Below are 23,918 nucleotides of genomic sequence, written 5' to 3'. Positions count from 1 at the left end.
TATGCGGCAGTATTTTACATGGTCGTTGAGCCCTTTTACATAGCCACTATTTCGGTGGCTTACTACTATTTCCTCATTTTTATTGCTAGCATAGCCATCTTTACGTCTCTGGGCTTATGCCGTGCTGTGGATCCCTTTTACCTTGCTGGCTGCGTTTATGCAGGCCTGGCGCAACGCGTTTCAAAAGCAATTAAGCAAAGAAGTCAACGTGGCAGGGGTAACTCTGGCGCGTTTTATCTGGGCATCGCCATTGGTCGCGTTGTATTTATGGGCGTTATACCAGTGGCAACCAGCGCCTTTACCCCAGCTTAACGGCAGTCTCGGGGGCTTTATTATTGGTGCAGCGCTGGCCCAAATTCTGGCCACCGGCTTAATGGTCAAACTGTTTATGCTACGCAATTATGCTATTGGTGCGGGCCTGGCAAAAAGTGAGGCAGTGCTGGCAGCTGTACTTGGCGTGCTGTTTTTCAGTGAAACACTCACGCCACTGGCGTGGCTGGGCGTGGCGCTGGGTGGCGGTGCGGTGTTTTTATTAAGTGGTGCCAGCTTACGTCAGTTGTCCTTACCGGTTATGTTGCTTGGCCTTGGCTGCGGCCTGGCGTTTGCGTTGACATCGCTTTGGGTACGACAGGCCAGTTTGGTGCTGGGGTTGCCATTTCCTCACGGCGCGGCCTGGGTATTACTGCTGGTTATTATTTTACAAACGTTTCTGCTGGTGCTGTGGTTAAGTATGAAAGACCGGCTAACCCTAGTAGCATTATGGCGGCGGCCTAAATTAACCTTGCTGGTTAGTGTATGCAGCTGTGTTGGCTCTGTTGGCTGGTTTACCGCGATGAGCCTGGAGTCAGTGGCGCTGGTGAAAACCCTTGGCCAGGTTGAAGTACTATTTATGTTGCTAATTTCAACGTTTGTGTTGAAAGAAAAGCTGGTACGAAATGATCATCTGGGCCTGGTATTTATTGTGCTGGCTGCCATTTGCGTTATGTGGGCCTGAACGAACTGTTTTAGTGGTGAGTTTGCGCTTCAGACAGAAAAAATGCGTTCTGTGCTGGTGAAATTTTGCTAACTCAGTAAAATAGGCCGCTGTTTTAACTAACCGAACTGAGTACTAGTGGAGCAGGATCCTTTTGCCGACATCCGGCCATATCATGATAACGAAGTAGCGCCTGCTATCGCGCGCCTGATTGCTGACCGTGAGTTTATACAGGCCATCTTACATTATCGTTTTCCGCGTTTATCCGGGCCTTTTGGTTGGTTGCTGTCACCTTTGGTGCGGCTGTGGTTAAAACGACGCTGGTCCAGATTAAAGTCGGTTAAGGCAGTGCAGTTGCAGGTTGCTGGCTTTATGGACAGAATGATTGCCAGTACCACTGATAAAGTTACCTATTCAGGTCTTGAAAATTTAGATCCGACCCAAACCTACTTATTTCTATCGAACCACCGCGACATCGCTATGGACCCGGCACTGGTAAACTGGTGTTTACACCAGCAAGGCTTCGCCACGGTGCGTATCGCTATTGGTGACAATTTATTGCGTAAAGCCTGTGCTACAGAGCTAATGAAACTCAATAAAAGCTTTATTGTAAAACGCGGCGCCAAAGGGCCGCGCGAAATGCTGAAGAACCTTACTCAGCTCTCTGCCTATATTAAACACTCGCTGGATGAGCAGCATTCTGTCTGGATTGCCCAGCGCGAGGGTCGGGCAAAAGACGGCAATGACCAAACTGATCCAACCATTTTAAAAATGTTTTATATGCAGGGAAAAAAACAAGGCCTGAGTTTTAGCGAGTATTTGCATAGCCTGAATATCGTGCCGGTATGTATTTCCTACGAATACGACCCGTGCGACACCGATAAAATAAATGAGCTGTGGCAGAAAAAAACTCTGGGCAACTATCATAAAACAGAATTTGAAGATATTGACGCCATTATAAAAGGTATCGTCGGTTACAAAGGTAAAGTTCATGTCGCTTTTACCAGTCCGTTGCAGGCATTACCTGATGATCCTGATGAGGCAGCTGCCGCTATCGATCAGCAGCTTTGGCAACATTACCGCTGCTATCCCATCAATGCATTGGCCGCGGGTATTGCCAAACCTGAAGCAACCGAAAAAGCCATTGAGCAATGGCAGCAACGACTGCAGAGCGTTCCGCCCGGAGCGCAGGAACTGATGACAAAATTGTACGCCACTCCTGTGGTTAAAAAACAGCCATAATGGGCTATCTTCTTAGTGTTACCGTGCTTTGGGCTTTTTCGTTCAGCCTGATAGGGGTGTATCTGGCAGGGCAGGTAGACCCGTATTTTGCCGTGTTAACCCGGATACTGCTGGCACTGCTGTTATTCAGCCCGCTGCTACTGCGTTATCGTTTTGCTGCTCGGCTGGTCTGGCCGGTAATGGCGTTTGGTGCGGTGCAACTGGGTGTTATGTATCTGTTTTACTACCAGTCTTTTTTGCTGTTAAGCGTGGCAGAAGTATTGGTTTTTACTATTTTTACCCCTTTATACATAACGTTGTTGCATGATCTGCTGGCAAAACGCTTTAACCCCCAGTTTTTTGTTGCGGCACTCATTGCTGTGCTGGCGGCAGCATTAATGCGTTATCAGTCGGTAAGTGTACAATACTGGACCGGCTTTGCCGTAGTGCAGGGTGCTAATTTATGTTTTGCAGTTGGTCAGGTCGGATACAAAAGGTTTATGGCGTTGCATCCTGCGATTAAACAGCATCAACTGTTTGGCTGGTTTTATGCCGGGGCGGCACTGGTGGCAGTACCTGCCTGGCTATTGCTTGGCAGTGCTCAGTATCCTGTGACCAGCGTGCATTGGGCCGTGCTGTTGTGGCTGGGCTTAGTCGCCTCTGGTCTTGGCTATTTTGGTTGGAATAAAGGAGCGACTCAGGTATCCAGTGGCATGCTGGCAGTGATGAACAATGCGCTGATTCCGGCCGGTCTACTGGTTAATATTATCATCTGGCAGCGCGATACAGATTTAGTGCGCTTAAGCATTGGCTGCGCTATGATCGGTTTTTCAATCTGGTTATGCCGCAGGCCAGCCAGGCAGGGAGGTTAAGTGGCAAGACAAGTACAATACACCTTTAAAGGTACCAGCAAAGTTATCGCGTTTAGTTACGATCGTTTTGTTGATTTATACGAGGCAGTGGCCGCGGCAGAAGGCATCGATTTAACCAGCTTTCTGGCGATGGAGCAGCAGGTTGCAAAAACTGCGAAAGACAAAGCCGCCATAAAAAACTTCCGGCAACAGGCCTTTACCAAAATGGGTTTCAGCAACATCATTTTTCTGCGAGACGAGCCCTGAGAACCATGTTCAGCCCACATCGGCTATGTTAGGCTTCGCCAATATATATAACAGGAATTGAATTATGAAAATTACCAGCAACTTTGACAGCGGAAACATTGAGATAATTAAAGCCGATGATCCGGCTGACATTCAGTTGGCCATTCGTAAAGATAATAAGTCAGATTTTTACCAATGGTTTCATTTTCGGTTAAATAGCCCGCATCCGCAACTGCACAAAATTACCATCACTAACGCTGCAGGTTCGGCGTACCCTGATGGCTGGCAGGATTATCAGGCGGTTGCCTCGTACGATCGTCAAACCTGGTTTCGGGTAGAAACTGAATATGATGGTAAAGCGTTAACGATTAATCATTACCCTGAAGCCGAATCGGTTTATTTTGCCTACTTTGCGCCTTACAGCTACGAGCGGCATCAGGATTTATTGCATCAGGCGCAAAATGATTACAACTGCCAGCTGGTTGATTTGGGCGAAACGCTCGATGGTCGTGATATGAGTTTACTGGTGGTTGGTGAACCGGACGATACTAAAAAGAAAATCTGGATCACCGCGCGCCAGCACCCCGGGGAGACCATGGCAGAATGGTTTATCGAAGGGCTGCTGGACAGATTACTGGATGAAGATGACGGCGTAGCCCGCAGTTTGCTGGCAAAAGCGGTTTTTTACATCGTGCCGAATATGAATCCAGATGGCAGTGTGCGCGGAAATTTGCGCACCAATGCGGCTGGCGCCAACCTGAACCGCGAATGGCAAAACCCGACACTGGAACACAGCCCTGAAGTGTATCTGGTACGCCAGAAAATGCTGGAAACCGGCCTGGATATGTTTCTCGATATTCATGGCGATGAAAACTTGCCGTATAATTTTGTGGCCGGTGCTGAAGGGGTACCTTCTTACAATGATCAAATGCAGCAATTGGAGCAAGACTTCAAAACTGCATTATTAACGGTTACCCCGGAATTTCAGGTGAAATACGGTTATGACAAAGATGCACCGGGCCAGGCCAATTTAACGGTTGCCACCGCCTGGGTAGCTGAGCAGTTTAAATGTCTGGCTTATACCGTTGAAATGCCATTTAAAGATAACGCCGATTTACCAGATGAGGCTTTTGGCTGGTCTGATATTCGCTCAATGAAGCTGGGCCAGGACAGTTTAAGTGCCATCTTACAAGTAGTGGACAAACTTCGTTAAGGTAACAGTAATAAGGTAAGCAAAGTATTATGGCCATTATTTCCTGCCCGTACTGTGGGCAACGTATCTCTGATAAAGCCGCTAGCTGCAGTAAATGTGGCGGCGATCTTACCAGTAACACGCCGGAGCAACTGGCAGCTATCGAACGGGATAAGAAAAACCGTAAAATGCAATCACTGATGAACCAGTCAATGCTGGCAATGGTATTGTTTTTAGGTGGCTTTGGCATTTTGTACTGGTGGCAGCCAGTTAATCACAGCTATAACCAGTATTTATCCAACGCCGCGATTGGCTTCGGATTTTGCTGGTACGTGGTTTGCCGTGCCCGAATTATTTTATTAAAGCGAAAATAACCCTATGGATTTTAAAGCCCTGGTTAGCGCAATGGCGCCTGAGACCTATCAAAAACTGGCTGATGCCGTTGCCACCGGGCGCTGGGCCGATGGCAATGTGTTAACTGAACAGCAAAAAGCCCAAACGCTGCAACTGGTACTGGCATATCAGGCCACGGTGCTCAAATCAGACGAATTATTTACAGTAGGCGCCGACGGTCAGCTGATCCAAAAATCGAAAGCTGAACTTAAGAAGCAATTTAATAATGATGCAATAGCAAGGTTCGGACACGATGATATTTAAGAATTGGTTTAAACCGAAGTGGCAACATCCAGACCATGTTGTGCGCGAGCAAGCTATTGCCAGCCTGTCTGCCGGCCAGCGCGAGCATAAAGAAATTTTACACGAGCTGGCATTTAACGACAGCAGCGAAGTGGTTCGCCGCAGCGCGCTGGAACACCTGAACGATTTCTCATTGTGGTGGCAAGCCAGTAAGCAGGACAGTAATGACCGCCTGCGTCAGCAGGCAGAGCAACAACTGCTTCTGATGCTGTTAACACAGCAAATTAGCAGCCAGCTAAAACGCCAGTTTATTGCCCAGTGTAACCGCACTACCTTGCTGGAGCAGTTGGCCGAACAGGAAACTGACGCTGAAATTTTATTTATCGTATTGCAGCGCTTAAACCGGCCCGAGCTTAATGCAAAAGCGCTGACCGGCACGGTACTTACCATTGCCCAAAAACAGCAATTGCTGGCGCAACTGGATGATTCTAAACAGCTGGAGAAACTGAGCAAAGTGCTCAGTGGTGAACTCGCTCAACAGCTGGAGCAAAAGTTAACCTTACTAACTGAACAACAGCAACGACCGGCAAAGTTACGCAAAGAAATCACCTTACTATTGGCCCGGTTAAATGCGTTGCGCGAGCGTTTTAGCGCGGCTGAGATCCCGGCGCAACTTACCGAATTGCAAAGCGAGTGGCTGCACTGCTCTGCTCAGCTAGGCTGCCTGCCGGTGGCGGAAGCGGCTGGGATCAGCGATAAATATCAGCAATTGATTGAAAAACTGGAAAGCTGGCTGGCGCCACAATTACAGCAGCTGGCCCTGGCTCAGGCTGAAGCCGCCCGGCTGGCAGCAGAAGCGCAACAGGCCAGACAATTTACCGAGGCACTTGGTCAGGTAAGCAGTCAGTTAAGTGATGCTTTAGCGATTGTTGATATCAGTACGGCACAAGCTGTGGGCGAGCAGCTGAACACGATTGCCGAGCAGATAACTCAATCTAACCAATTAAATGAGGCGCAGCGTCAACGCTTATTGCAGCAGCATAGCACGCTGGCAAATCAGCTAACCCATTTACCGCAAACTGCTGAAAAGTTAAGTCAGGCGTCGCGTTTAGTTAGTGATTGGGCGGCGCAGCCGGTGCCAAACGATCCGGCTGAGCTGGACGCCGCAAAAGCGCAATTGCAAGCGTATAAACGTCACTGGCGCGATATTACTGCTAATTTACCCCTGGCAGTACCCGAACAAGTGGTGGCAGCAAAGCAGCAATTACAGCAACAATGGCAACAGGCCCTTGCTGATGCTAACAGTCAAGCTGAGCGCGCAGTGCGACAGTGCCGTAGTAAAATTGCCCAGTTCAAACGACTGGATCAACAAGGCCGCTACAAAGTATTATTTGGTTTATTCAAGGGTATCAGCGCCGATTATGCTGCGTTAAATCAGGCTGAACACCAAAAGCTGGCTGCAGATTACCAGTTGGCCAGTAGCCGGATCAGCGAACTGGCAGACTGGCAGGAATATATTGCAACGCCTCGTAAACAGGAAGCTCTGACGCACATGCAGCAGCTCGCTCTGACTGAGCCAACTGATATTCCGGCACGGGCTGAGCAGGTAAAACAAGCCCGCCAGCAATGGGGCAGTTTTGGTAAAGCCGGCGCTGAGCAGGACACTGAATTAAATACCGCCTTTGATACTGCCTGTGAGCAGGCCTATGCGCCATGCCGGGTTTATTTTGCCGAACAGGATGCCATAAAAGCCGCAAATGTAACGGAGCGTGAGCGGATCATTGGTGAGCTGACACAGTTAGCTGCAGCGCAACCAGATGCTGCAACCCTGGAAAGTGGTTTAAAATCCCTGACGCAGGCCTGGCAGCAAGCCGGACCGGTTAAGCGCCAGGACTATGTTAGCCTGCAGCAACGTTTTCAAGCAGCACTGAGCGAGCTGAAAGACAGGGCTGCTGAATTTCAGCAACAGGTTGCTGAACAAAAACAAGCACTGCTGAATGAAGCTAAAGCCGCCGTGGCGCTTAGCGATAGTAACCAAACCAGTAAAATACTTAAAGAGCTGCAGCAGCGCTGGAAACCGCTGGGCTATGCAGGTAAAAAGCTTGATCAGCAACTCTGGCAGCAGTTTCGTAAAGTCTGTGATGATTTCTTCAGCCAGCGCCAGGCAGTTTTTGCTGAGCAACAACAACAGCAGCTAGTTCAGGAGCAGGCACTGAGTATTGCGCTAAGCGAAATTGCGCAGGCAGTGCAAGCGTTAACCCCTGCCAGTAGCAGTAGCGAGTTGCAGGCAATAAACGAGCAATTGCACCAGCTGGATGTTGGGGTCATTGCCACGGCGCGCAAGCAGCGGGACAATTTGCGCCAGCAATTACAGGCACTAATCGAGCAACAAGCCAGTCAGGTTGCACAGCACGATCTTAACACGCTGTTTAGCTGCTTAGATCAGGTCGATTGCAGTAGCGATAACTGGCCACAGCAATTTAAACCACAGCCTGAACTGGCAGGTGCCCTGGGGCTTGATCGCAAGGGGTTAACGCAGGCAATGGAAATCATCAGCGAGGTATCAGGTCCTGAGCGCGAGCGCACCGAGCGTCAGCAGGTGCAACTCACCTTGCTAACTCTGAAACACAACGCGGGTGAAGTAACCGACAAACACAGTCTGTTAAAACACTGGCTGGCTTTCGGACCTGTGGCTGAGGCCGAGCTTCCCTTGGTTGAACGGCTAAAAGCACTCTTTCTGGGGCGCTAAACGCCCTGATTTGTTAGCTCGCCGCGTAAGTTCTGCTGCATTTTCTTACGGATCTGGCTGGCATCTAACGGCTGGCTCAGCAAGTAATGCAGCTTAGTCAGCGTGGCTTCCAATGTCATATCATAGCCGCTAATTACGCCACTGGTTTTCAAGGCATTACCGGTGGCATAACCATCCATATTTACCTTGCCTTTAAAACATTGGGTACAGTTAACCAGGATCTGGCCACGTTCAGTGGCACCCTGTAATACCTTTAGTAACTCTGGCCGCTGTGGAGCATTACCTACCCCGAATGATTTTATGATGAGTGCCCGCACTGGCGAATGCAGCATATTACTGATCACGTCAGTACTGATCCCCGGATACAACGTGACCACACTAATTGGTTGCGGAGTGATGGCAGCTACCTGTAAATCCGAAATCTGCCCTTCGACCGGGCTTACCTTACCTTCGATCAGATCGATATTAATGCCCGCTTCAAGCAAGGGTAAAAAGTTTGGCGAGGCAAAGGCATTAAAACCATCAGCATCGGCCTTGGTGGCGCGGTTGCCGCGAAATAGCTGGTTGTTAAAAAATAATGAGACCTCAGCAATAGGGTAGTTAGCGGCCAGGTATAACGCATTTAATAAATTAACCTGACCATCAGAGCGCAACTGTGCCAGCGGTATTTGCGAGCCGGTGATAATAACGGGCTTTTGCAGGTTTTCCAGCATAAAAGACAGTGCTGATGCGGTATACGCCATGGTATCGGTACCATGGAGCACGACAAAGCCATCGTAGTGCTGGTAATGTTGCTGAATATCATTGGCAATATGTTGCCAGTGGGCCGGTGTCATGTCAGAAGAGTCGATAACCGGGTGATACTCATGAATGTCAAACAGTGGCATATCGGGATGAAAGAACTCTGGCATTTTTTTTACTGTTGCCGATAAAAAACCCGGTATCGGCACAAATCCCTGGCTGGATTGCTGCATACCTATAGTACCACCGGTATAAGCGACATAAATACGTTTTCTGCCTGAGGTCTTTTGTTCATTTGTGTTGTTCATTAAGGCAACGATCCCAAAAAAAATGCCCGCAAGATGGCGGGCATTGTAATAGAGATTGGGGTATCTGTCAGTTAATGCTGCAGGTTACACAGTACGAATAAATACCATTTGGATCATTAAACTGGTTCAGAATAACAAAATCCTTACGCAAATGTTTGCCTACCCGCTGCAACATCAACTGTTCTGGCGAGGCTTGCACCTGCGGTAACCAGCCATTGGCCTGCGCGGTGCCAAACAACTCTTTGAGCATTTGCTCGGTAGGGGTTAGCTCCTGGGTAATTACCTGAACATCATAGTTATCCAGGCCTGCTTTCTCTGCAGCTGCGGCAACAGCATCGTCGAAGGTGCCCAGCTTATCTACCAAGCCCAGCTCAAGCGCAGTATTACCTGTCCATACCCGGCCTTGTGCCACGGCATCAACTTCAGATATTGACATATTGCGGTTGCTGGCCACCATGGTTAAAAACTCGGTATAACCGCGTTCAATCAGTAGCTGGAAAATATCCTTTGCTCTGTTATTCAGCCCCTGATAAAGCGGTAAGCCCGAAGATAAACCTGCCAGTTCAGTGGTGCCAACACCGTCAACATTTAAGCCCAGTGCACCTAAAGAGTTCTCAAGAGTATGCAGCAAGCCAAAAATACCTATTGAACCGGTAATGGTAGTAGGTGAGGCCCAGATTTCATTGGCAGGAGCTGCTATCCAGTAACCCCCTGAGGCGGCAACTGCTCCCATCGATGCGATAACCGGTTTGCCGGCTTCACGCAGCAGGGTAATTTCCTGGCCAATTACTTCAGAAGCAAAGGCACTGCCGCCGCCGCTGTCAATTCGCAATACAACGGCTTTCACTTTATCGTCGTAGCGCGCTTTACGCAGTAATGCCGCGGTTGAATCACCACCTATAGTTCCAGCCTTAGCACTGCCATCGACTATCATGCCGCGTGCGACCACTACCGCCACTTTCGACGTTAACGGATTAACAAAGTTAGTGTTGGCAATGGCGTACTTGGCATAATCAGCAAAACCCACATGGTTATAAACATGTTTATCGTTTTCACCAACAATATCAATTAGCTTCTGCCGGAACTGTTCCAGGGTTGCCAGGTTATCTGCAAAACCGTTATCGACAGCATACTTGGCGGTGTCACCATCAGCGGCCTGTAATTTCTGGAATAATGCTTCGTAGGTTTCATCAAAGTTACTGATGGCAAAACCACGGCGGGCGCTGACATCTTGCTTATAACTATCCCATAGGCCAGATAACCAGGCAACATTAGCTTCTTTGGCTGCTTCAGACATATCACTGCGTAAAAAAGGTTCTACAGCAGATTTGTAAGTCCCCACCCGGAATACATGAGTATTTATTTTCAGTTTCTCTAAGGCGTCCTTATAGTACATCGGGTAGCTGCCATAACCTTCGAGGATCACCGCGCCCATTGGGCTTAAGCTGATTTCATCGGCGTAGCTGGCCAGGTAATACTGAGTCTGGCCGTAGTAGGCACCGTGGCTGAACACTTTTTTACCAGCGGCTTTAAAGTCGTCAATGGCGACACCCACCCGCTGCATTTTATCCAGCGAGGCAGCGCCCAAACCGGATACATCAAGCACCATCGCCTGGATCCGATTATCAGTAGTGGCCGTTTCTATCACTTTAACCACGTCCGATACCAGGATCTCTGGTAACTCTTCGCCCGCACCCAGACTTTCATTTATTGCGCTGGCAAAGGGGTCAACCCAGCGCTTCTCTTCTACCAAATCGCCATTCAAGTTAAGGACCAGGGCGGCCGTATCGGCAATTTTTACTTCGTCTTCACCACTGAACATGGCAACCAACACAATGGCGACGATAAAGATAAACAGCAGATTAAGCACAACGGCTTTGAAGGCTTTAAAAACCTTCCAGATAGCGCCAAAAAAGCGGCGTATAAGACCTTTTCGTGGTTCAGACATAGTAAATTCCTGTATAGATTACAAAATAGTATTATGGTAATCCTGCTATGCTAACCAATTTGCCGACAAAGACTAAATGCAATTTGTAAGTAAATGTTTAGCACTTGCTATCGATAGCCAAAGCGGCTACATTCTTCCTATTTAACAGGTACGACCAGAGAGGCTGCGGTGGCATATCAAAAATTATTACAACCACTGGATTTAGGTTTTACAACCCTGAAAAACAGGGTGATTATGGGTTCGATGCATACCGGCCTGGAAGAAGAGAAAGATGGCTTTGCCAAGCTGGCGGCATTTTACGCTGAACGCGCCAAAGGGGGCGTGGGCCTGATTATTACCGGCGGCATCAGCCCCAACTTTCGCGGTAATCTGGTGCCGTTTGGCAGCCAGCTTAGCCACTGGTGGCAGGTTAAAAAACATTGTCAGGTAACTGCAGCGGTGCATCAGCATGATGCCAAGATTTGCTTACAGCTGCTGCATGCCGGTCGTTACGGTTATCATCCTTTTAATGTGGCGCCGAGCAAAATTAAATCGCCCATTACCCCCTTTAAGCCTGCCGAGATGTCAAAGCGGCAAGTCACCGGCACCATTAAAGACTTTGCCTATGCCGCGAAGCTGGCAAAAAAAGCCGGTTACGACGGGGTTGAGGTAATGGGCTCGGAAGGCTATTTAATTAATCAGTTCGTCTGTCAGCGCACTAACAGGCGTCAGGATGAGTGGGGTGGCAGCTTTGCCAACCGCAGCCGCTTTGCCATTGAAACGGTAAAAGCGGTGCGCGAGCAGTGCGGTAATGATTTTATTATAATTTATCGCTTGTCGATGCTCGATTTAGTGGAGGACGGTAATACCTTTGAAGAGGTTATCGAGCTCGGTAAAGCGATAGCAGAAGCCGGAGCCACTTTGATCAATACCGGTATTGGCTGGCATGAAGCCCGGGTGCCGACCATTACCACCCGGGTGCCGCGCGCCGCCTTTAGCTGGATCACCGAGCGGGTGAAAAAGGAGCTGAGCATTCCGGTAATTGCCACCAACCGGATTAACGACCCACAGGTTGCGGAAGATATTCTGGCCAACGGTCAGGCCGATATGGTGTGTATGGCACGGCCGTTTTTAGCCGATGCCGATTTTGTGAACAAAGCCGCTGCTGACAACGCCGATTTAATTAATACCTGTATTGCCTGTAACCAGGCGTGTCTGGACCATGTGTTTCAGAACAAAAGGGCCAGTTGTCTGGTTAACCCCAGAGCCTGTTATGAAACCGAGCTTAATTTTACCGCTGCCGCAATACCGAAAAAACTGGCGGTGGTCGGGGCGGGCCCTGCTGGTTTAGCCTTTAGTGTGTATGCAGCGCAGCGTGGCCACCAGGTGCACTTGTTTGATAAATCGCATCAAATTGGTGGCCAGTTTAACTACGCCAAACAAATTCCGGGCAAAGAAGAGTTTTATGAAACCCTGCGTTATTTTGGCCGGATGCTGGAATTACATGCCATTAAGTTACATCTAAATTCTGAGCAAACCGCCGAATCGCTGGCAGAAGCAGGTTTTGATGAGGTGATCCTGGCAACCGGTGTATTGCCGCGCGATATTGCCCTGCCAGGGCAGGACCACCCAAAAGTGCTGAGTTATGTCGAGGTACTGCGTGACCATAAGTCGGTCGGTAAAAATGTTGCCATTATTGGTGCCGGCGGCATTGGCTTTGATGTGGCTGAATACCTGACTGAAGAGCATTCGTTAACGTTGCAGCCTGATGCCTGGTTAAAAGAGTGGGGTGTTGATAAAAGTTATGCAGGCCGTGGCGCTTTGTTACCCAGCAGCTTGCCAGTGCCGGCACAACGAAAAATCTATTTAATGCAGCGTAAAACCAGCAAAGTGGGCGCAGGTTTAGGTAAAACCACCGGCTGGACCCACCGCGCGTCGCTGAAGAATAAAGGCGTCGAGTCGATGGGCGGCGTTAATTATCTGCGGGTAGATGACAGCGGCTTGTGGCTGGAAATTGGTGGTGAAGAGCGTTGTCTGGATGTCGATAATGTTATTATCTGTGCTGGCCAGGTACCGCTACGGGAATTACAGCAAGGCTTAACCGAGCGTGGCATTACTAATCATCTGATTGGCGGCGCCGATGTCGCAGCAGAGTTAGACGCAAAACGCGCCATCCGTCAGGGCGCAGAACTGGCTGCAAGCATTTAGCCGCTTACCTTTTTCAAGCTTGGCTGCTTTCTATTGATCAAGCCGCACCAACATGGTGCGGTTTTATTTTGTCATCTTGCTGTAACCCAATTTTCGTTTCCCGCCGTTAAAATCTATTGCTGGCCATGGTATGGCGAAAGATCACCGACTTAAGTCTGATTTTGCTATTGGCAAGTCACTTTTCTGGTGCTTTATTTGTTAATGCTGCTATCGTGGTATTAGATCTATATATACAAAGTCATTACAGGGAGTCTTTATGTCAGGTGTGTTAACCATGGTACTGGCCGGAGGCGAGGGGACCCGTCTGGCGCCGCTTACCGGCATTCGCGCTAAACCGGCTGTGCCATTTGGCGGAAACTATCGGATTGTCGATTTTGTTTTAAACAACTTTGTAAATTCTGACTTATTGCAGATTTTTGTGATTACTCAGTTTAAATCGCACTCGCTAATGAAGCACTTAGGCCGCGCCTGGCGGGTAAGTGGCTTAACCAACCGTTTTATCGACCCGATACCGGCCCAGATGCAAACCGGTAAACATTGGTATCTAGGCACTGCTGATGCCATTTATCAGAACCTGCACCTAATTGAAGGCCTGGATCCGGAGCACGTTTGCGTATTTGGTGGCGACCATATTTATAAGATGGATGTGCGGCAAATGCTCGATTTTCACCGTCATAACAAAGCCAAGCTTACCGTGGCGGCGATACCGGTACCGGTTAGTCAGGCCCATGAGTTTGGCGTTATCGAGGTTGATGAGCACGGCAAAATGATTGGCTTTGAAGAGAAACCGAAAAGCAATCCGAAAACCATTCCGGGCCGGCCGGATTTTGTGCTGGCGTCGATGGGTAACTATATTTTTGAAGCACCGTGTTTAGTCGAGGTGCTCGAAGCAGATGCCAAAGTTGCTGACTCGAAACATGACTTTGGCCACAATATTATTCCGGGCTTGTATCCGCAGGGCGAAGTCTATGTCTACGACTTTTCCAGCAACCGTATTCGCGGCGAGTCAGAAAGCAGTGCTGGCTACTGGCGCGATGTTGGCACCATAGATTCTTACTATGAAGCCAATATGGACTTAATCTCGATTAACCCGCCATTTGATGTCTATAACCGTTACTGGCCGCTACGCAGCTATACACCGCCAATGCCACCGGCTAAGTTCGTGCATGATGAAACTAACCGCACCGGCCAGGCGATAAGCTCTATGGTGGCCTCGGGCTGTATTGTCAGTGGCGCTATCGTCTATCAGTCTATCCTGGGTTACAACGTCCATGTGCACAGTCACAGTTATATTGAAAAGTGTGTATTGATGGGGAACAACGACATTGGCCGGGGCTGTCGCATTCGCCGGGCGATTATTGATAAAGACGTGAAAATTGCTCCGGGCACCATTATCGGCGAAGATCCGGTGCAGGATAAAGCCCGCTTTCATATCTCACCCGGTGGAGTGGTCGTGATCCCTAAAGGGGCCAAGATTGGTTTTGATGACGTCTGAGTAAATAGCTAAGGATTTTGTGTTGCGTATTCTGTTTATTTGTAGTGAATATGAGGGGCTGATAAAAACCGGCGGGCTGGCGGATGCCTGTCGTGGCCTGGCCAGTAGCTTACTGGCGGCAGGCCATCAGGTTAGTGTAATTTTACCCAGATACGGCTCGCTTTATCAGGTACCAACCCGCGGCGAACAATCAGTGTTTGTTGATCTTGGCGGCAAGCGCTTTGGCTGCGCAGTGCGCCAGACTGAGGTTGCCGGGGTAACCGTGTATCTGGTAGAGCATCATGATTTTTATGCCAGAGCCCGGCCTTATGATGATGGCGCGCAGGGCTATCCGGATAACCCGCTGCGCTTTGCATTTTTCTGTAAAGCTGTACTCCAGTGGTGCACCACCCAGCCGGCATTTGATGTGCTGCATGGTCACGACTGGCAAACTGCACCGGCCGCATTTTATCTGGCAAATTACTACCGGCAGCAGCCAGAGCTTGCGGCAACACCTTTTGTATTTACCATTCACAATGGCGCGTATCAGCAGCAATCTGCGCCAGATTGGGCAGCGCAGCTCGATTTACCCTCGCATGGCAACAGCGTTAACTTTTTACAGATAGCGCTGCAGTATGCGACGAAAATTAATACTGTCAGCCAGGGTTATCGGGACGAGTTATTAACGGAACCGGCAGCTAATGGCCTGGCAGCCTGGTATCAACAGCGCAGGGAAGATTTCAGCGGCATTTTAAATGGCTGTGATTACCAGCTGTGGAACCCGGCGACCGACACTGCTTTGCCGGCAAACTATGATGCTGCTGATTTAGCGGGTAAAGCAACGTGCAAACAACAGCTGCAGCAACAGTACCAGTTAGCCGAAGCCGGCTTACCGTTAATGGTTGCCGTTAGCCGGGTCACCGGCCAGAAAGGTTACGATATAATGATCCCGGCTCTTAAGTATCTGCTGGCTAATTATCCGTTGCAGGTTATCGTAGTTGGCAGCGGTGAAGCACACTATTGCCAGCAGTTGCATCAGCTAACGGTAACGTTTCCGGATAAATTTCGTTTTATCGAAGGCTTTAATGAACAGTTAGCCCATCAGGTGGAAGCGGCGGGGGACTTTTTCCTGATGCCAAGTTTATTTGAGCCTTGTGGCTTAAATCAGTTATACAGTTTACGTTATGGCAGCTTGCCACTGGTGCGGTTAACCGGCGGTTTAAAAGATACTGTTGTACCCTGGCCTGATAATAAGGCAACTGGCATCGGTTTTGTTGAGCCCACTCCTGAGGCGCTGCTCGAAGCGTTGCGCCAGGCACTGACCCTGTATCAGGACAAAAGCGCCTATAAAAAAGTGCAGCAGTGTGCCATGGCCCAGAATTTTAGTTGGACAGCAGCCTTTGAGCAATACCTGGCGTTGTATCAGCAGGCGGTTCAGACGTTAGTGAGTAAGCAATAACCGGTGATATCGCTGTTAAAATCGACATTGTGGCCAGTGACTGAGCAAACAGCTCGCTAAACAAATTTTGACATGTGCTAAATGAATAAAGTTTGCTAGCCTGACAACAGAGTTATTGAAAGAGGTTGAGTTATGGATGCGTTGACGTTACTGACAACACGATATTCCACGCCACGGTTAACTGAGCCGGCTCCTGCTGGCGACGCGCTGGAGTTGATCAAAAGGGCAGCACTTAAAGTACCTGATCATGGTGGTTTGCGGCCATGGCGGTTTGTTATCGTTACCGGTAAAGAGCCGTTGAATCGGTTAGGCGATGTATTTGCAGAGGCTGCCATCGAAGATGCGCCTGGCATTTCGCCGGAGATGCATGAACGCGCCAGGCAGTTGCCACTGCGCGCACCCATGGTGATTGTGTGTATCGCCAAAGTTACCGAGCACCCGAAGGTTCCCGGTCATGAGCAGGTGCAATCGGCAGCCTGTGCGGTAATGGCGATGCAGCAGGCAGCGTTTGCCCAGGGTTTTGGGGGCATTTGGCGTACCGGCAGTTATGCTCAGCAAGATTTTGTTAAACAATCGCTTGATGTCGGTGAAGACGATGAAATTGTGGGCTTTTTATATTTAGGAACTGCAGCAAATAATGCACCGGCGCGTAATGATCCGGATCCGGAGGCGTTTTTTAGTTACTTTTAATAGCCACCAGCAGTAAAACGACAACGTAATAAAAAACAAACCCGCCAATGGCGGGTTTGTTTTACAGCTGCAACCAGCTTATTAAAACTCAGCGTTGCCAGGGGTACGTGGGAAGGCGATAACATCACGCACATTACCCACACCGGTAACATAGGAAACCAGGCGCTCAAAGCCCAGACCAAAACCTGCATGCGGCACCGTGCCATAGCGACGCAGGTCACGATACCAGCTGTAGTCTTCTTTATTCAGACCCATTTCATCGAGCCGCTTGTCAAAGTGCTCCAGCCGCTCTTCCCGCTGGCTGCCACCGATAATTTCGCCAATACCCGGTGCCAGTACGTCCATTGCGGCCACCGTTTTACCGTCGTCATTTAAGCGCATATAAAACGCTTTAATGTCTTTCGGGTAGTTTTGCATAATAATAGGTGCGCCGACATGCTCTTCTGCCAGGTACCGCTCGTGTTCAGACTGTAAATCGACACCCCATTCCACCGGATACTGGAAGCTTTTGCCACAGGTTTTTAAAATCTCAATGGCATCAGTGTAATCCATCCGCACGAAAGACGAGTCAACCAGCTTTTGTAAGCGGGTAACGGCTGTCGGATCGATACGCTCAGCAAAAAAGGCCATATCGTCGGCGCGCTCAGTCAGCACGGCCTTACAGACATACTTCAGCATATCTTCAGCCAGCTGGGCGATATCTTTCAGTTCAGCAAAGGCGACTTCCGGTTCAATCATCCAGAACTCCGCCAGGTGACGGCTGGTATTGGAATTTTCAGCCCGGAAGGTTGGGCCGAAGGTATATATTTTTGACATGGCGCAGGCGTAGGTTTCACCATTTAACTGGCCGGATACGGTCAGATAGGTTTCTTTACCAAAGAAATCTTCGCTGTAATCTACTTTGCCTTTATCAGTGCGCGGCAGGTTTTCCAGATCCAGGGTACTGACCCGGAACATTTCGCCGGCGCCCTCAGTATCTGAACCGGTAATGATAGGAGTACTGATCCAGAAATAGCCCTGTTCATGGAAAAACCGGTGCACGGCCTGGGCTAAGCAGTGGCGAACCCGGGTGACGGCACCCATAACATTAGTGCGTGGCCGCAGATGAGCATGTTCGCGCAGGTATTCCATACTATGTCGTTTTGGCGCCATCGGGTAAGTATCAGGGTTTTCCACCCAGCCAACTACAGTGACGGTTTGGGCCTGAATTTCAAAAGCCTGGCCCTGGCCTTCAGAGCGCGCCACTGTGCCATTTACGATAACTGAACAGGCAGTGGTTAAACGCTTTATCTCATTTTCATAATTAGCCAGATCTGACGGCACTACGGCCTGCACCGCATCAAAGCAGCTGCCATCGTGCACAGCTAAAAAAGAAATACCGGCTTTGGAATCGCGCCGGGTGCGGATCCAGCCTTTAACAGTGATCTGTGAACCGGTGTCGTACTTACCGGCCAACACATCTTTAACTACGGCATGCGTCATGCAACAAACTCCAGATGGTGTTATAACTAGGCTATATTTATGAAAGTTGTAATCATACTTTGCCAGAAGCTGAAAACAAGTAAAAGTTGGAAGGAAGCCAAAAATGACCGCATATAATAAGGCAGGACCGGATAAAGGCGGCCCGGACTTTGAGCGTAGGGAAGGACCCGACTTACTTCGCCGGGCATTTAAATATGTGGCCATTATTGCCTGGCTATTATTTTTCGCCGCACTTGTTGTCAGCCACTATGCCAGACCGGAAATGGATTCGGGTCTGGTACGTTATCTGGGGCTGGATATTCGTGATTATTGGCGGCCACGGCTCACCTTTTGGTTAGTGTATCTGTTATGGGGTAGTGTAGTCGTGAGTATGGTCAGTTTAGTACTTAACAGAATGCGTCTGAAACGGCGCAGCGATCATTTACATTTTAATATTATTTTGTTGCTGCTAAGCGCCAGTGGCATGCTGTTTTATATTTTGCGCTAAGTTTGCCCGAACATACTAACTGCAAGTCCGGGCCACTGTTACCATGGCACTTGTTAGCCTGGTTAACTGTGCCGCGCTGATAATAAACGGCGGCATTATATAAATCAGGTTGTTAAAAGGCCGGACCCAAACGCCCAGTTCAACGAATTGCTGCTGTAACCTGGCGACATCAACCTTCTGCTGCATTTCCAGCACGCCAATGGCGCCTAACACTCTGACATCTTTCACTGCTGGCAGCGCCTGACAAGGAGCCAGCTCTTGCTTAAGCTGCTGCGCCATTGCTGCTACCTGGGCAGGCCAGTGGTTCTGACGAATTAGCTCAACGCTGGCATTGGCCACTGCACATGCCAGGGGATTAGCCATAAAGGTCGGGCCATGCATTAAGCCGCCAGCAGCGCTCTGGCTGATACCCCGCGCGACTTCATCTGTGCAAAGGGTAGCCGCCAGCGTAATGTAACCGCCGCTTAAGGCCTTGCCTAAGCACATAATATCAGGCGTGACAGACGCATGTTCGCAGGCAAATAATTTACCGGTACGGCCAAAGCCGGTAGCAATTTCATCGGCAATCAGCAGTACCTGGTATTGATCGCACAAAATGCGGGCCTGGCGTAAATAATCGGGGTGGTAAAAACGCATGCCGCCGTAGCCCTGAACAATCGGTTCCAGAATAAGCGCAGCGATTTGCTGATGCTCTTGTTCCAGTAAAGCTGTCAATGGAGCCATGTCTGCCGGATTAAAGTCCGCATCAAAAGCACTTGCCGGAGGCGGCAGAAAAAAATGCTGGTTTAAAATGCCGTTAAACATATCGTGCATACCCTCTACCGGATCACACACGGCCATGGCAGCAAAGGTATCACCGTGATAGCCCTTACGCAGGCTGATCAGTTTGGTTTTTTGTGGCGTGCTACTTGCCAGCCAGTACTGCAATGCCATTTTAATGGCTACTTCTACTGCTACCGAGCCACTGTCGGCTAAAAACACTTTGGTTAATGCTGCCGGGGTCATCTCTACCAGCTGCTGACACAAACTGACGGCCGGCTGATGGGTTATACCGCCAAACATAACATGGGCCATCTTTTGTAATTGCTCAGTAACCGCAGCATTAAGCACCGGATGGTTGTAACCGTGAGCAGCGGCCCACCAGGAGGAAGTACCGTCCACTAAGCGTTGGCCATTTTCCAGAATAAGTTCACAGCCCTCAGCGCTGCTTACCGGATATACCGGTAGCGGTTTTAACATTGAGGTATAAGGATGCCAGATATGCTCGCGATCAAACGCTAAGTTAACAGTCATAAATCAATGCTCATAAAATAATCATTAGTAAAGTTTTTGTTGTGGTCGGCGTTGACAAGTTGCTACCGGCGGTTAGACTAGCCCAAAAACCGGATAACAACAACGGATACGCCCTTATGCAAGCTGTCACCGCTCAGGTTCGCCACAACTGGACTCTCGCTGAAGTTAACGCACTTTATGCATTGCCATTTAATGACTTATTATTTCAGGCGCAAACGGTGCATCGCCAACATTTCACCCCGAATGAAGTGCAAATTAGCACCTTATTATCAATTAAAACCGGTGCCTGCGCGGAAGATTGTAAGTATTGCCCGCAAAGCGGCCATTACAACACTGGTTTAGAACGTGAGCGCCTGATAGAAGTAGAAAAAGTACTGACTCAGGCCGCTGCAGCAAAATCGCAGGGCGCCAGCCGCTTTTGTATGGGGGCGGCCTGGAGTAACCCTAAGCAGCGTGATATGCCCTATATTATTGAAATGGTACAGGGCGTAAAAGCCATGGGCCTGGAGACCTGCATGACCCTGGGGATGCTGGATACTAGCCAGGCGCAAACGCTGGCAGAGGCCGGGCTGGATTACTACAACCATAATCTGGATACCTCACCTGAGTTTTATGGTGAAATTATTACTACCCGTACCTATCAGGATCGCTTAGACACCCTGAGTCATGTGCGCGATGCCGGCATGAAGGTATGCTGTGGTGGTATTGTTGGTTTAGGTGAAAGTGCTAACGATCGTTCAGCATTATTAATGCAGCTGGCCAACCTGCCGGAGCATCCGCAAAGTGTCCCCATTAATATGTTGGTTAAAGTAAAAGGTACCCCGCTGGAAAACGTCGAAGACTTAGACGGTTTTGAGTTTATCCGCACCATTGCGGTTGCCCGCATTATGCTGCCACAAAGCCATGTTCGTTTATCGGCCGGTCGCTCACGAATGAATGAACAAATGCAGGCGCTGTGCTTCTTTGCTGGTGCTAACTCTATATTTTACGGCGATAAGTTGCTGACCACCGATAACCCTGAAGCGAATGCGGATATGCAGTTGTTCGCTAAACTTGGCATTAAACCTGAGCAACGTGCTGACGTTTCGGACGAAGCACACGAGCTGGCGATGGCTGATGCACTAAATGAGCAAGCCAACCCCCCGCTGTATCACGCAGCGCAATAAGATATGTTGCAGACAAAACTGGCGCAGTTACATCAGGCTGTTGCTGAACGCAATGCTCAGCAGCTGTTGCGCCAGGCGGTAACCGTAGAACATTATAACGGCCGTTTAATTACCATAGGCGGCCAGCAGTATTTAAATTTTTCCGGCAATGATTATCTGGGACTGGCAACCGCCCCAGAGGTATTACAGGCCTATGCCGATGGCGCTCTGAAATACGGCGCCGGCAGCACTGGCTCACCGCTGATCACCGGTCAGCATACTATACACCGCCAACTGACCGATACACTGAGTGACTGGCTCGGTGTGGAGCGGGTGCTGCTGTTTTCCTCCGGTTTTGCTGCTAATCAAGCTATGTTGCAAGTGCTGGCTGCAAAATCAGATACCCTGTTACTGGATAAACTCAGCCATGCCTCGTTGATTGACGGAGCTTTGCATAGTGCGGCGAGCATGAAGCGCTTTGCCCACAACGATATAGACGCATTAGCAAAACTGTTACAACAAGCGCCACAGTCGATGGTCGTAACTGAAGGGGTATTTAGCATGGACGGTGACAGCCCTGATCTGGCTGCGCTACATAGCTTGTGTCAGCAGCATAAGGTGCCACTGTTGCTGGATGATGCGCATGGCTTAGGGGTTCAGGGGGCGGAGGGTCAGGGCAGTGCGCCGGCACAAGGCATCGAAAACAGCGAACTGTTTTGTCTGATGGCCAATTTTGGCAAAGCGCTGGGGGTGGCGGGTGCTTTTCTCGGTGCTGGCAAAACGGTGATTGATTATATTGAACAATTTGGCCGCCACTATATCTACAGCACCGGATTATCACCCGCACTGTGTGCTGCGGTGTTAAAAAGTATTGAGCTGTGTCGCAGTGAACACTGGCGGCGCGATAAGCTGCATAGCAATATTGAAAAATTCAGAATGCTGGCGGCAGATTTACCGTTGATGAGTTCAGGTACGGCTATTCAGGGGGTAATACTGGGTAGTAGCGAGCAGGCGGTGAATGCCAGCTCACAGTTAAAAAAATCCGGAATTTGGTTGACTGCCATCAGACCACCGACGGTGCCGGTTGGCAGTGCCCGGTTAAGAATTACCCTGAGCAGTCAGCATAGCGACGATGATATCGCAATGCTGGTAAAGAAGTTAAGGCGGTTATCGCTATGATGTCCCTGAATTCTCCGACAATAAACACCTCTGAGAGCCAAAGCGAAAACACGTTTTTAAAGCAGGTAGCTAATAGTTTTGGCAAAGCCTGTGATAGCTATCTACCTGCTGCGCGCTTGCAGCAGCAGGTCGCCCTGACGGCACTGGGTATGCTATCTGTTAATCGTAAAGATAAATTGCTCGATTTAGGCTGCGGTCCGGGTTGGATCCACCCAGAGTTAAATAACCGCTGCAATGAATTTTGCGCCGTAGATTTAAGCGCTGGTATGTTAAAAAAGGCGCAAAGTTTACATTTAGCAACGAACTATGTTCAGGCTGATGCTGCCGCACTACCGTTGAAAACCGCGCAGTTTGATGCCGTATTTTCCAGTTTAATGCTGCAATGGTGCCCCAGGCCTGATGCCGTATTTGCCGAGGCCGCCAGAGTGCTGGCGCCGGGCGGGCAGTTGATTATAACCACCCTGGTGCAGGGAACGTTAATCGAGCTTCAGGGTGCCTTTGCTACGTTAGATCAAAAGCCGCATACCCAGTTGTTTTTACCCGAAGCTGAGCTTATGAAAGCTGCTGCCAACGTGCCACAGGTAAGCTGGCATTTTAAGCAACGAAACTACTCACTGTTTTATCCTGATGTACAAAGCTTGGCGCGCGAGCTTAAAGCCTTAGGCGCCAACCAGGTTGCAGGACGCAGCGCAACCGGTTTAACTGGCAAAGGCTACTGGCAAAAGCTGGCAGCTGCGTATGAAAAGCACCGGACGGCTCTTGGGTTGCCGGCCAGTTATCAGGTGTTATTTATCACAGGAACCAAAAATGCCAGCTGATTGCTACTTTATTACCGGCACCGATACAGATGCAGGCAAGAGTTACGTCTGCAGTATGTTATTGCAAGGCTTTAAAGCGCTTGGTCTTGCAGCTGCGGGGGTAAAGCCAATAGCCGCGGGCTCCAATGATCAGGGGCAAAATAGTGACGCGTTACTGTTGCAGCGCCAGTCTGGTATCGCGTTACCCTATGATGTGGTTAATCCTATATGCTATCAGGCGCCGGTAGCACCGCATCTGGCGGCGATTAACGAGCAGCAGCCAATCAATGAAACAACACTAAACCAGGCACTGGCCTCTTGGCGGCAGTTACCGCTAAAGCAGCTGCTAATTGAAGGTGCTGGTGGCTGGCTATTGCCAATAAGCAATGAGCGTTATCTGGCAGACTGGGTGGCCGAGCAGCAACTGCCGGTAATATTGATTGTGGGGATGAAGCTGGGCTGTCTGAACCATACCATGTTGACCGTGCGGGAAATTGCCCGAAGTGGCTGTAGATTGGCTGGTTGGGTCGCCAATTGTGTCGACCCGGATATGGCGCTATTACAGCAAAATATTGCTGATTTACAGCAACGCATTGGTGCGCCGTGTTTAGGTGTTGTGCCTTATGAACCAGATGATCAAACGCAATTGGGTTTGACGTTAGTTGGAAATTTGCTCAGGACTTAAGGTCGCAATAGGGGCTAAGCTCGCCAACAGTATTCATGCAAGTTTCGTTACCGCTATCAGAACGCAGTCTATATCGTGAAAAGGTTAGAAGACGCGATCCTCTGCTCTGCTTTCGCTCCTGCTTTTTTTACGACGTTATTTTTAAACCAATAAGAGGGTTTGCCGGGATTCTGGA

General features: G+C 49.5%; 21 protein-coding genes. 17 read left to right on the top strand and 4 right to left on the bottom strand.

Annotated elements, in window-relative coordinates:
* Nucleotides 1-121 precede the first annotated feature (121 nt).
* The 8 genes from B2Q61_RS09635 to B2Q61_RS09600 all read left to right on the top strand — a co-directional run bounded on the left by B2Q61_RS09635 (nucleotide 122) and on the right by B2Q61_RS09600 (nucleotide 7,868).
* Nucleotides 122-994 carry a DMT family transporter gene (locus B2Q61_RS09635; RefSeq protein ID WP_290619565.1) on the top strand — a complete coding sequence of 291 codons (873 nt, stop codon included), beginning with the start codon at nucleotides 122-124 and terminating at the stop codon, nucleotides 992-994.
* A gap of 117 nt (nucleotides 995-1,111) precedes the next feature.
* On the top strand, nucleotides 1,112-2,215 hold the full coding sequence (locus B2Q61_RS09630) for a 1-acyl-sn-glycerol-3-phosphate acyltransferase (protein ID WP_290619567.1): 1,104 nt from the start codon (nucleotides 1,112-1,114) through the stop codon (nucleotides 2,213-2,215).
* Entirely contained in the window at nucleotides 2,215-3,066 is an 852-nt protein-coding gene (locus B2Q61_RS09625) for an EamA family transporter (protein WP_290619569.1), read from the top strand. The genes B2Q61_RS09630 and B2Q61_RS09625 overlap by 1 nt, the downstream gene beginning before the upstream one ends.
* A complete protein-coding gene (locus B2Q61_RS09620; protein ID WP_290619571.1) occupies nucleotides 3,067-3,312 on the top strand; it encodes a DUF2960 domain-containing protein in 246 nt (81 codons plus the stop codon).
* Nucleotides 3,313-3,376: 64 nt separating this feature from the next.
* Nucleotides 3,377-4,504, top strand: a complete 1,128-nt coding sequence (locus B2Q61_RS09615) for a M14 family metallopeptidase (protein WP_290619573.1) — start codon at nucleotides 3,377-3,379, stop codon at nucleotides 4,502-4,504.
* Nucleotides 4,505-4,533: 29 nt separating this feature from the next.
* Nucleotides 4,534-4,857: a zinc ribbon domain-containing protein gene (locus B2Q61_RS09610; protein ID WP_290619575.1), complete on the top strand. Its 324-nt coding sequence runs from the start codon at nucleotides 4,534-4,536 to the stop codon at nucleotides 4,855-4,857.
* 4 nt (nucleotides 4,858-4,861) lie between these two features.
* Nucleotides 4,862-5,140, top strand: a complete 279-nt coding sequence (locus B2Q61_RS09605) for a DUF1315 family protein (protein ID WP_290619577.1) — start codon at nucleotides 4,862-4,864, stop codon at nucleotides 5,138-5,140.
* A complete protein-coding gene (locus B2Q61_RS09600; RefSeq protein ID WP_290619579.1) occupies nucleotides 5,130-7,868 on the top strand; it encodes a DUF349 domain-containing protein in 2,739 nt (912 codons plus the stop codon). The genes B2Q61_RS09605 and B2Q61_RS09600 overlap by 11 nt, the downstream gene beginning before the upstream one ends.
* Here B2Q61_RS09600 and ansA read toward each other — a convergent pair.
* The gene (gene ansA / locus B2Q61_RS09595) at nucleotides 7,865-8,917 is read right to left on the bottom strand and encodes an asparaginase (RefSeq protein ID WP_290619581.1); all 1,053 of its coding nucleotides are present in this window, start codon (nucleotides 8,915-8,917) and stop codon (nucleotides 7,865-7,867) included. The two genes, B2Q61_RS09600 and ansA, sit on opposite strands and share 4 nt — an antisense overlap.
* A 67-nt stretch (nucleotides 8,918-8,984) precedes the next feature.
* Entirely contained in the window at nucleotides 8,985-10,865 is a 1,881-nt protein-coding gene (gene sppA, locus B2Q61_RS09590) for a signal peptide peptidase SppA (RefSeq protein ID WP_290619582.1), read from the bottom strand.
* Between the two features lie 168 nt (nucleotides 10,866-11,033).
* Between sppA and B2Q61_RS09585 the strand changes: the two genes are divergently transcribed.
* The 4 genes from B2Q61_RS09585 to B2Q61_RS09570 all read left to right on the top strand — a co-directional run bounded on the left by B2Q61_RS09585 (nucleotide 11,034) and on the right by B2Q61_RS09570 (nucleotide 16,675).
* Complete coding sequence (locus B2Q61_RS09585) at nucleotides 11,034-13,052, top strand: NADPH-dependent 2,4-dienoyl-CoA reductase (protein ID WP_290619584.1); 2,019 nt, start codon at nucleotides 11,034-11,036, stop codon at nucleotides 13,050-13,052.
* Between the two features lie 256 nt (nucleotides 13,053-13,308).
* Nucleotides 13,309-14,547 carry a glucose-1-phosphate adenylyltransferase gene (gene glgC / locus B2Q61_RS09580; protein WP_290619586.1) on the top strand — a complete coding sequence of 413 codons (1,239 nt, stop codon included), beginning with the start codon at nucleotides 13,309-13,311 and terminating at the stop codon, nucleotides 14,545-14,547.
* A 22-nt stretch (nucleotides 14,548-14,569) separates the two neighbouring features.
* Complete coding sequence (locus B2Q61_RS09575) at nucleotides 14,570-15,985, top strand: glycogen synthase (protein ID WP_290619588.1); 1,416 nt, start codon at nucleotides 14,570-14,572, stop codon at nucleotides 15,983-15,985.
* Between the two features lie 132 nt (nucleotides 15,986-16,117).
* The gene (locus B2Q61_RS09570; protein ID WP_290619590.1) at nucleotides 16,118-16,675 is read left to right on the top strand and encodes an NAD(P)H nitroreductase; all 558 of its coding nucleotides are present in this window, start codon (nucleotides 16,118-16,120) and stop codon (nucleotides 16,673-16,675) included.
* An 81-nt stretch (nucleotides 16,676-16,756) separates the two neighbouring features.
* Here the strand turns inward: B2Q61_RS09570 and asnS are convergent, their stop codons facing one another.
* Nucleotides 16,757-18,157, bottom strand: a complete 1,401-nt coding sequence (gene asnS, locus B2Q61_RS09565) for an asparagine--tRNA ligase (protein ID WP_290619592.1) — start codon at nucleotides 18,155-18,157, stop codon at nucleotides 16,757-16,759.
* 103 nt (nucleotides 18,158-18,260) lie between these two features.
* On the opposite strand from asnS, the gene B2Q61_RS09560 reads away from it, so the two are divergent.
* Entirely contained in the window at nucleotides 18,261-18,644 is a 384-nt protein-coding gene (locus tag B2Q61_RS09560; RefSeq protein WP_290619594.1) for a hypothetical protein, read from the top strand.
* 15 nt (nucleotides 18,645-18,659) lie between these two features.
* Here B2Q61_RS09560 and bioA read toward each other — a convergent pair whose 3' ends face one another.
* The gene (gene bioA, locus B2Q61_RS09555) at nucleotides 18,660-19,937 is read right to left on the bottom strand and encodes an adenosylmethionine--8-amino-7-oxononanoate transaminase (RefSeq protein WP_290619596.1); all 1,278 of its coding nucleotides are present in this window, start codon (nucleotides 19,935-19,937) and stop codon (nucleotides 18,660-18,662) included.
* 116 nt (nucleotides 19,938-20,053) lie between these two features.
* Between bioA and bioB the strand changes: the two genes are divergently transcribed.
* Genes bioB through bioD form a run of 4 tightly spaced genes read left to right on the top strand, consistent with a single transcriptional unit; the run spans nucleotide 20,054 to nucleotide 23,743 of the window.
* Nucleotides 20,054-21,103: a biotin synthase BioB gene (gene bioB, locus B2Q61_RS09550; protein WP_290619598.1), complete on the top strand. Its 1,050-nt coding sequence runs from the start codon at nucleotides 20,054-20,056 to the stop codon at nucleotides 21,101-21,103.
* A 3-nt stretch (nucleotides 21,104-21,106) separates the two neighbouring features.
* The gene (locus tag B2Q61_RS09545; protein ID WP_290619600.1) at nucleotides 21,107-22,261 is read left to right on the top strand and encodes an aminotransferase class I/II-fold pyridoxal phosphate-dependent enzyme; all 1,155 of its coding nucleotides are present in this window, start codon (nucleotides 21,107-21,109) and stop codon (nucleotides 22,259-22,261) included.
* The gene (locus B2Q61_RS09540; protein ID WP_290619602.1) at nucleotides 22,258-23,079 is read left to right on the top strand and encodes a methyltransferase domain-containing protein; all 822 of its coding nucleotides are present in this window, start codon (nucleotides 22,258-22,260) and stop codon (nucleotides 23,077-23,079) included. The genes B2Q61_RS09545 and B2Q61_RS09540 overlap by 4 nt, the downstream gene beginning before the upstream one ends.
* Nucleotides 23,069-23,743, top strand: a complete 675-nt coding sequence (bioD, locus tag B2Q61_RS09535) for a dethiobiotin synthase (RefSeq protein WP_290619604.1) — start codon at nucleotides 23,069-23,071, stop codon at nucleotides 23,741-23,743. Before B2Q61_RS09540 ends, bioD begins: the two co-directional genes overlap by 11 nt.
* Nucleotides 23,744-23,918: the final 175 nt, after the last annotated feature.

The organism is Arsukibacterium sp. UBA5043 (genome assembly GCA_002415085.1).
Lineage (GTDB): Bacteria > Pseudomonadota > Gammaproteobacteria > Enterobacterales > Alteromonadaceae > Alishewanella.
The sequence above is the reverse complement of the archived record's forward strand: the minus strand, read 5'-3'. Positions and strand labels throughout refer to the sequence as shown.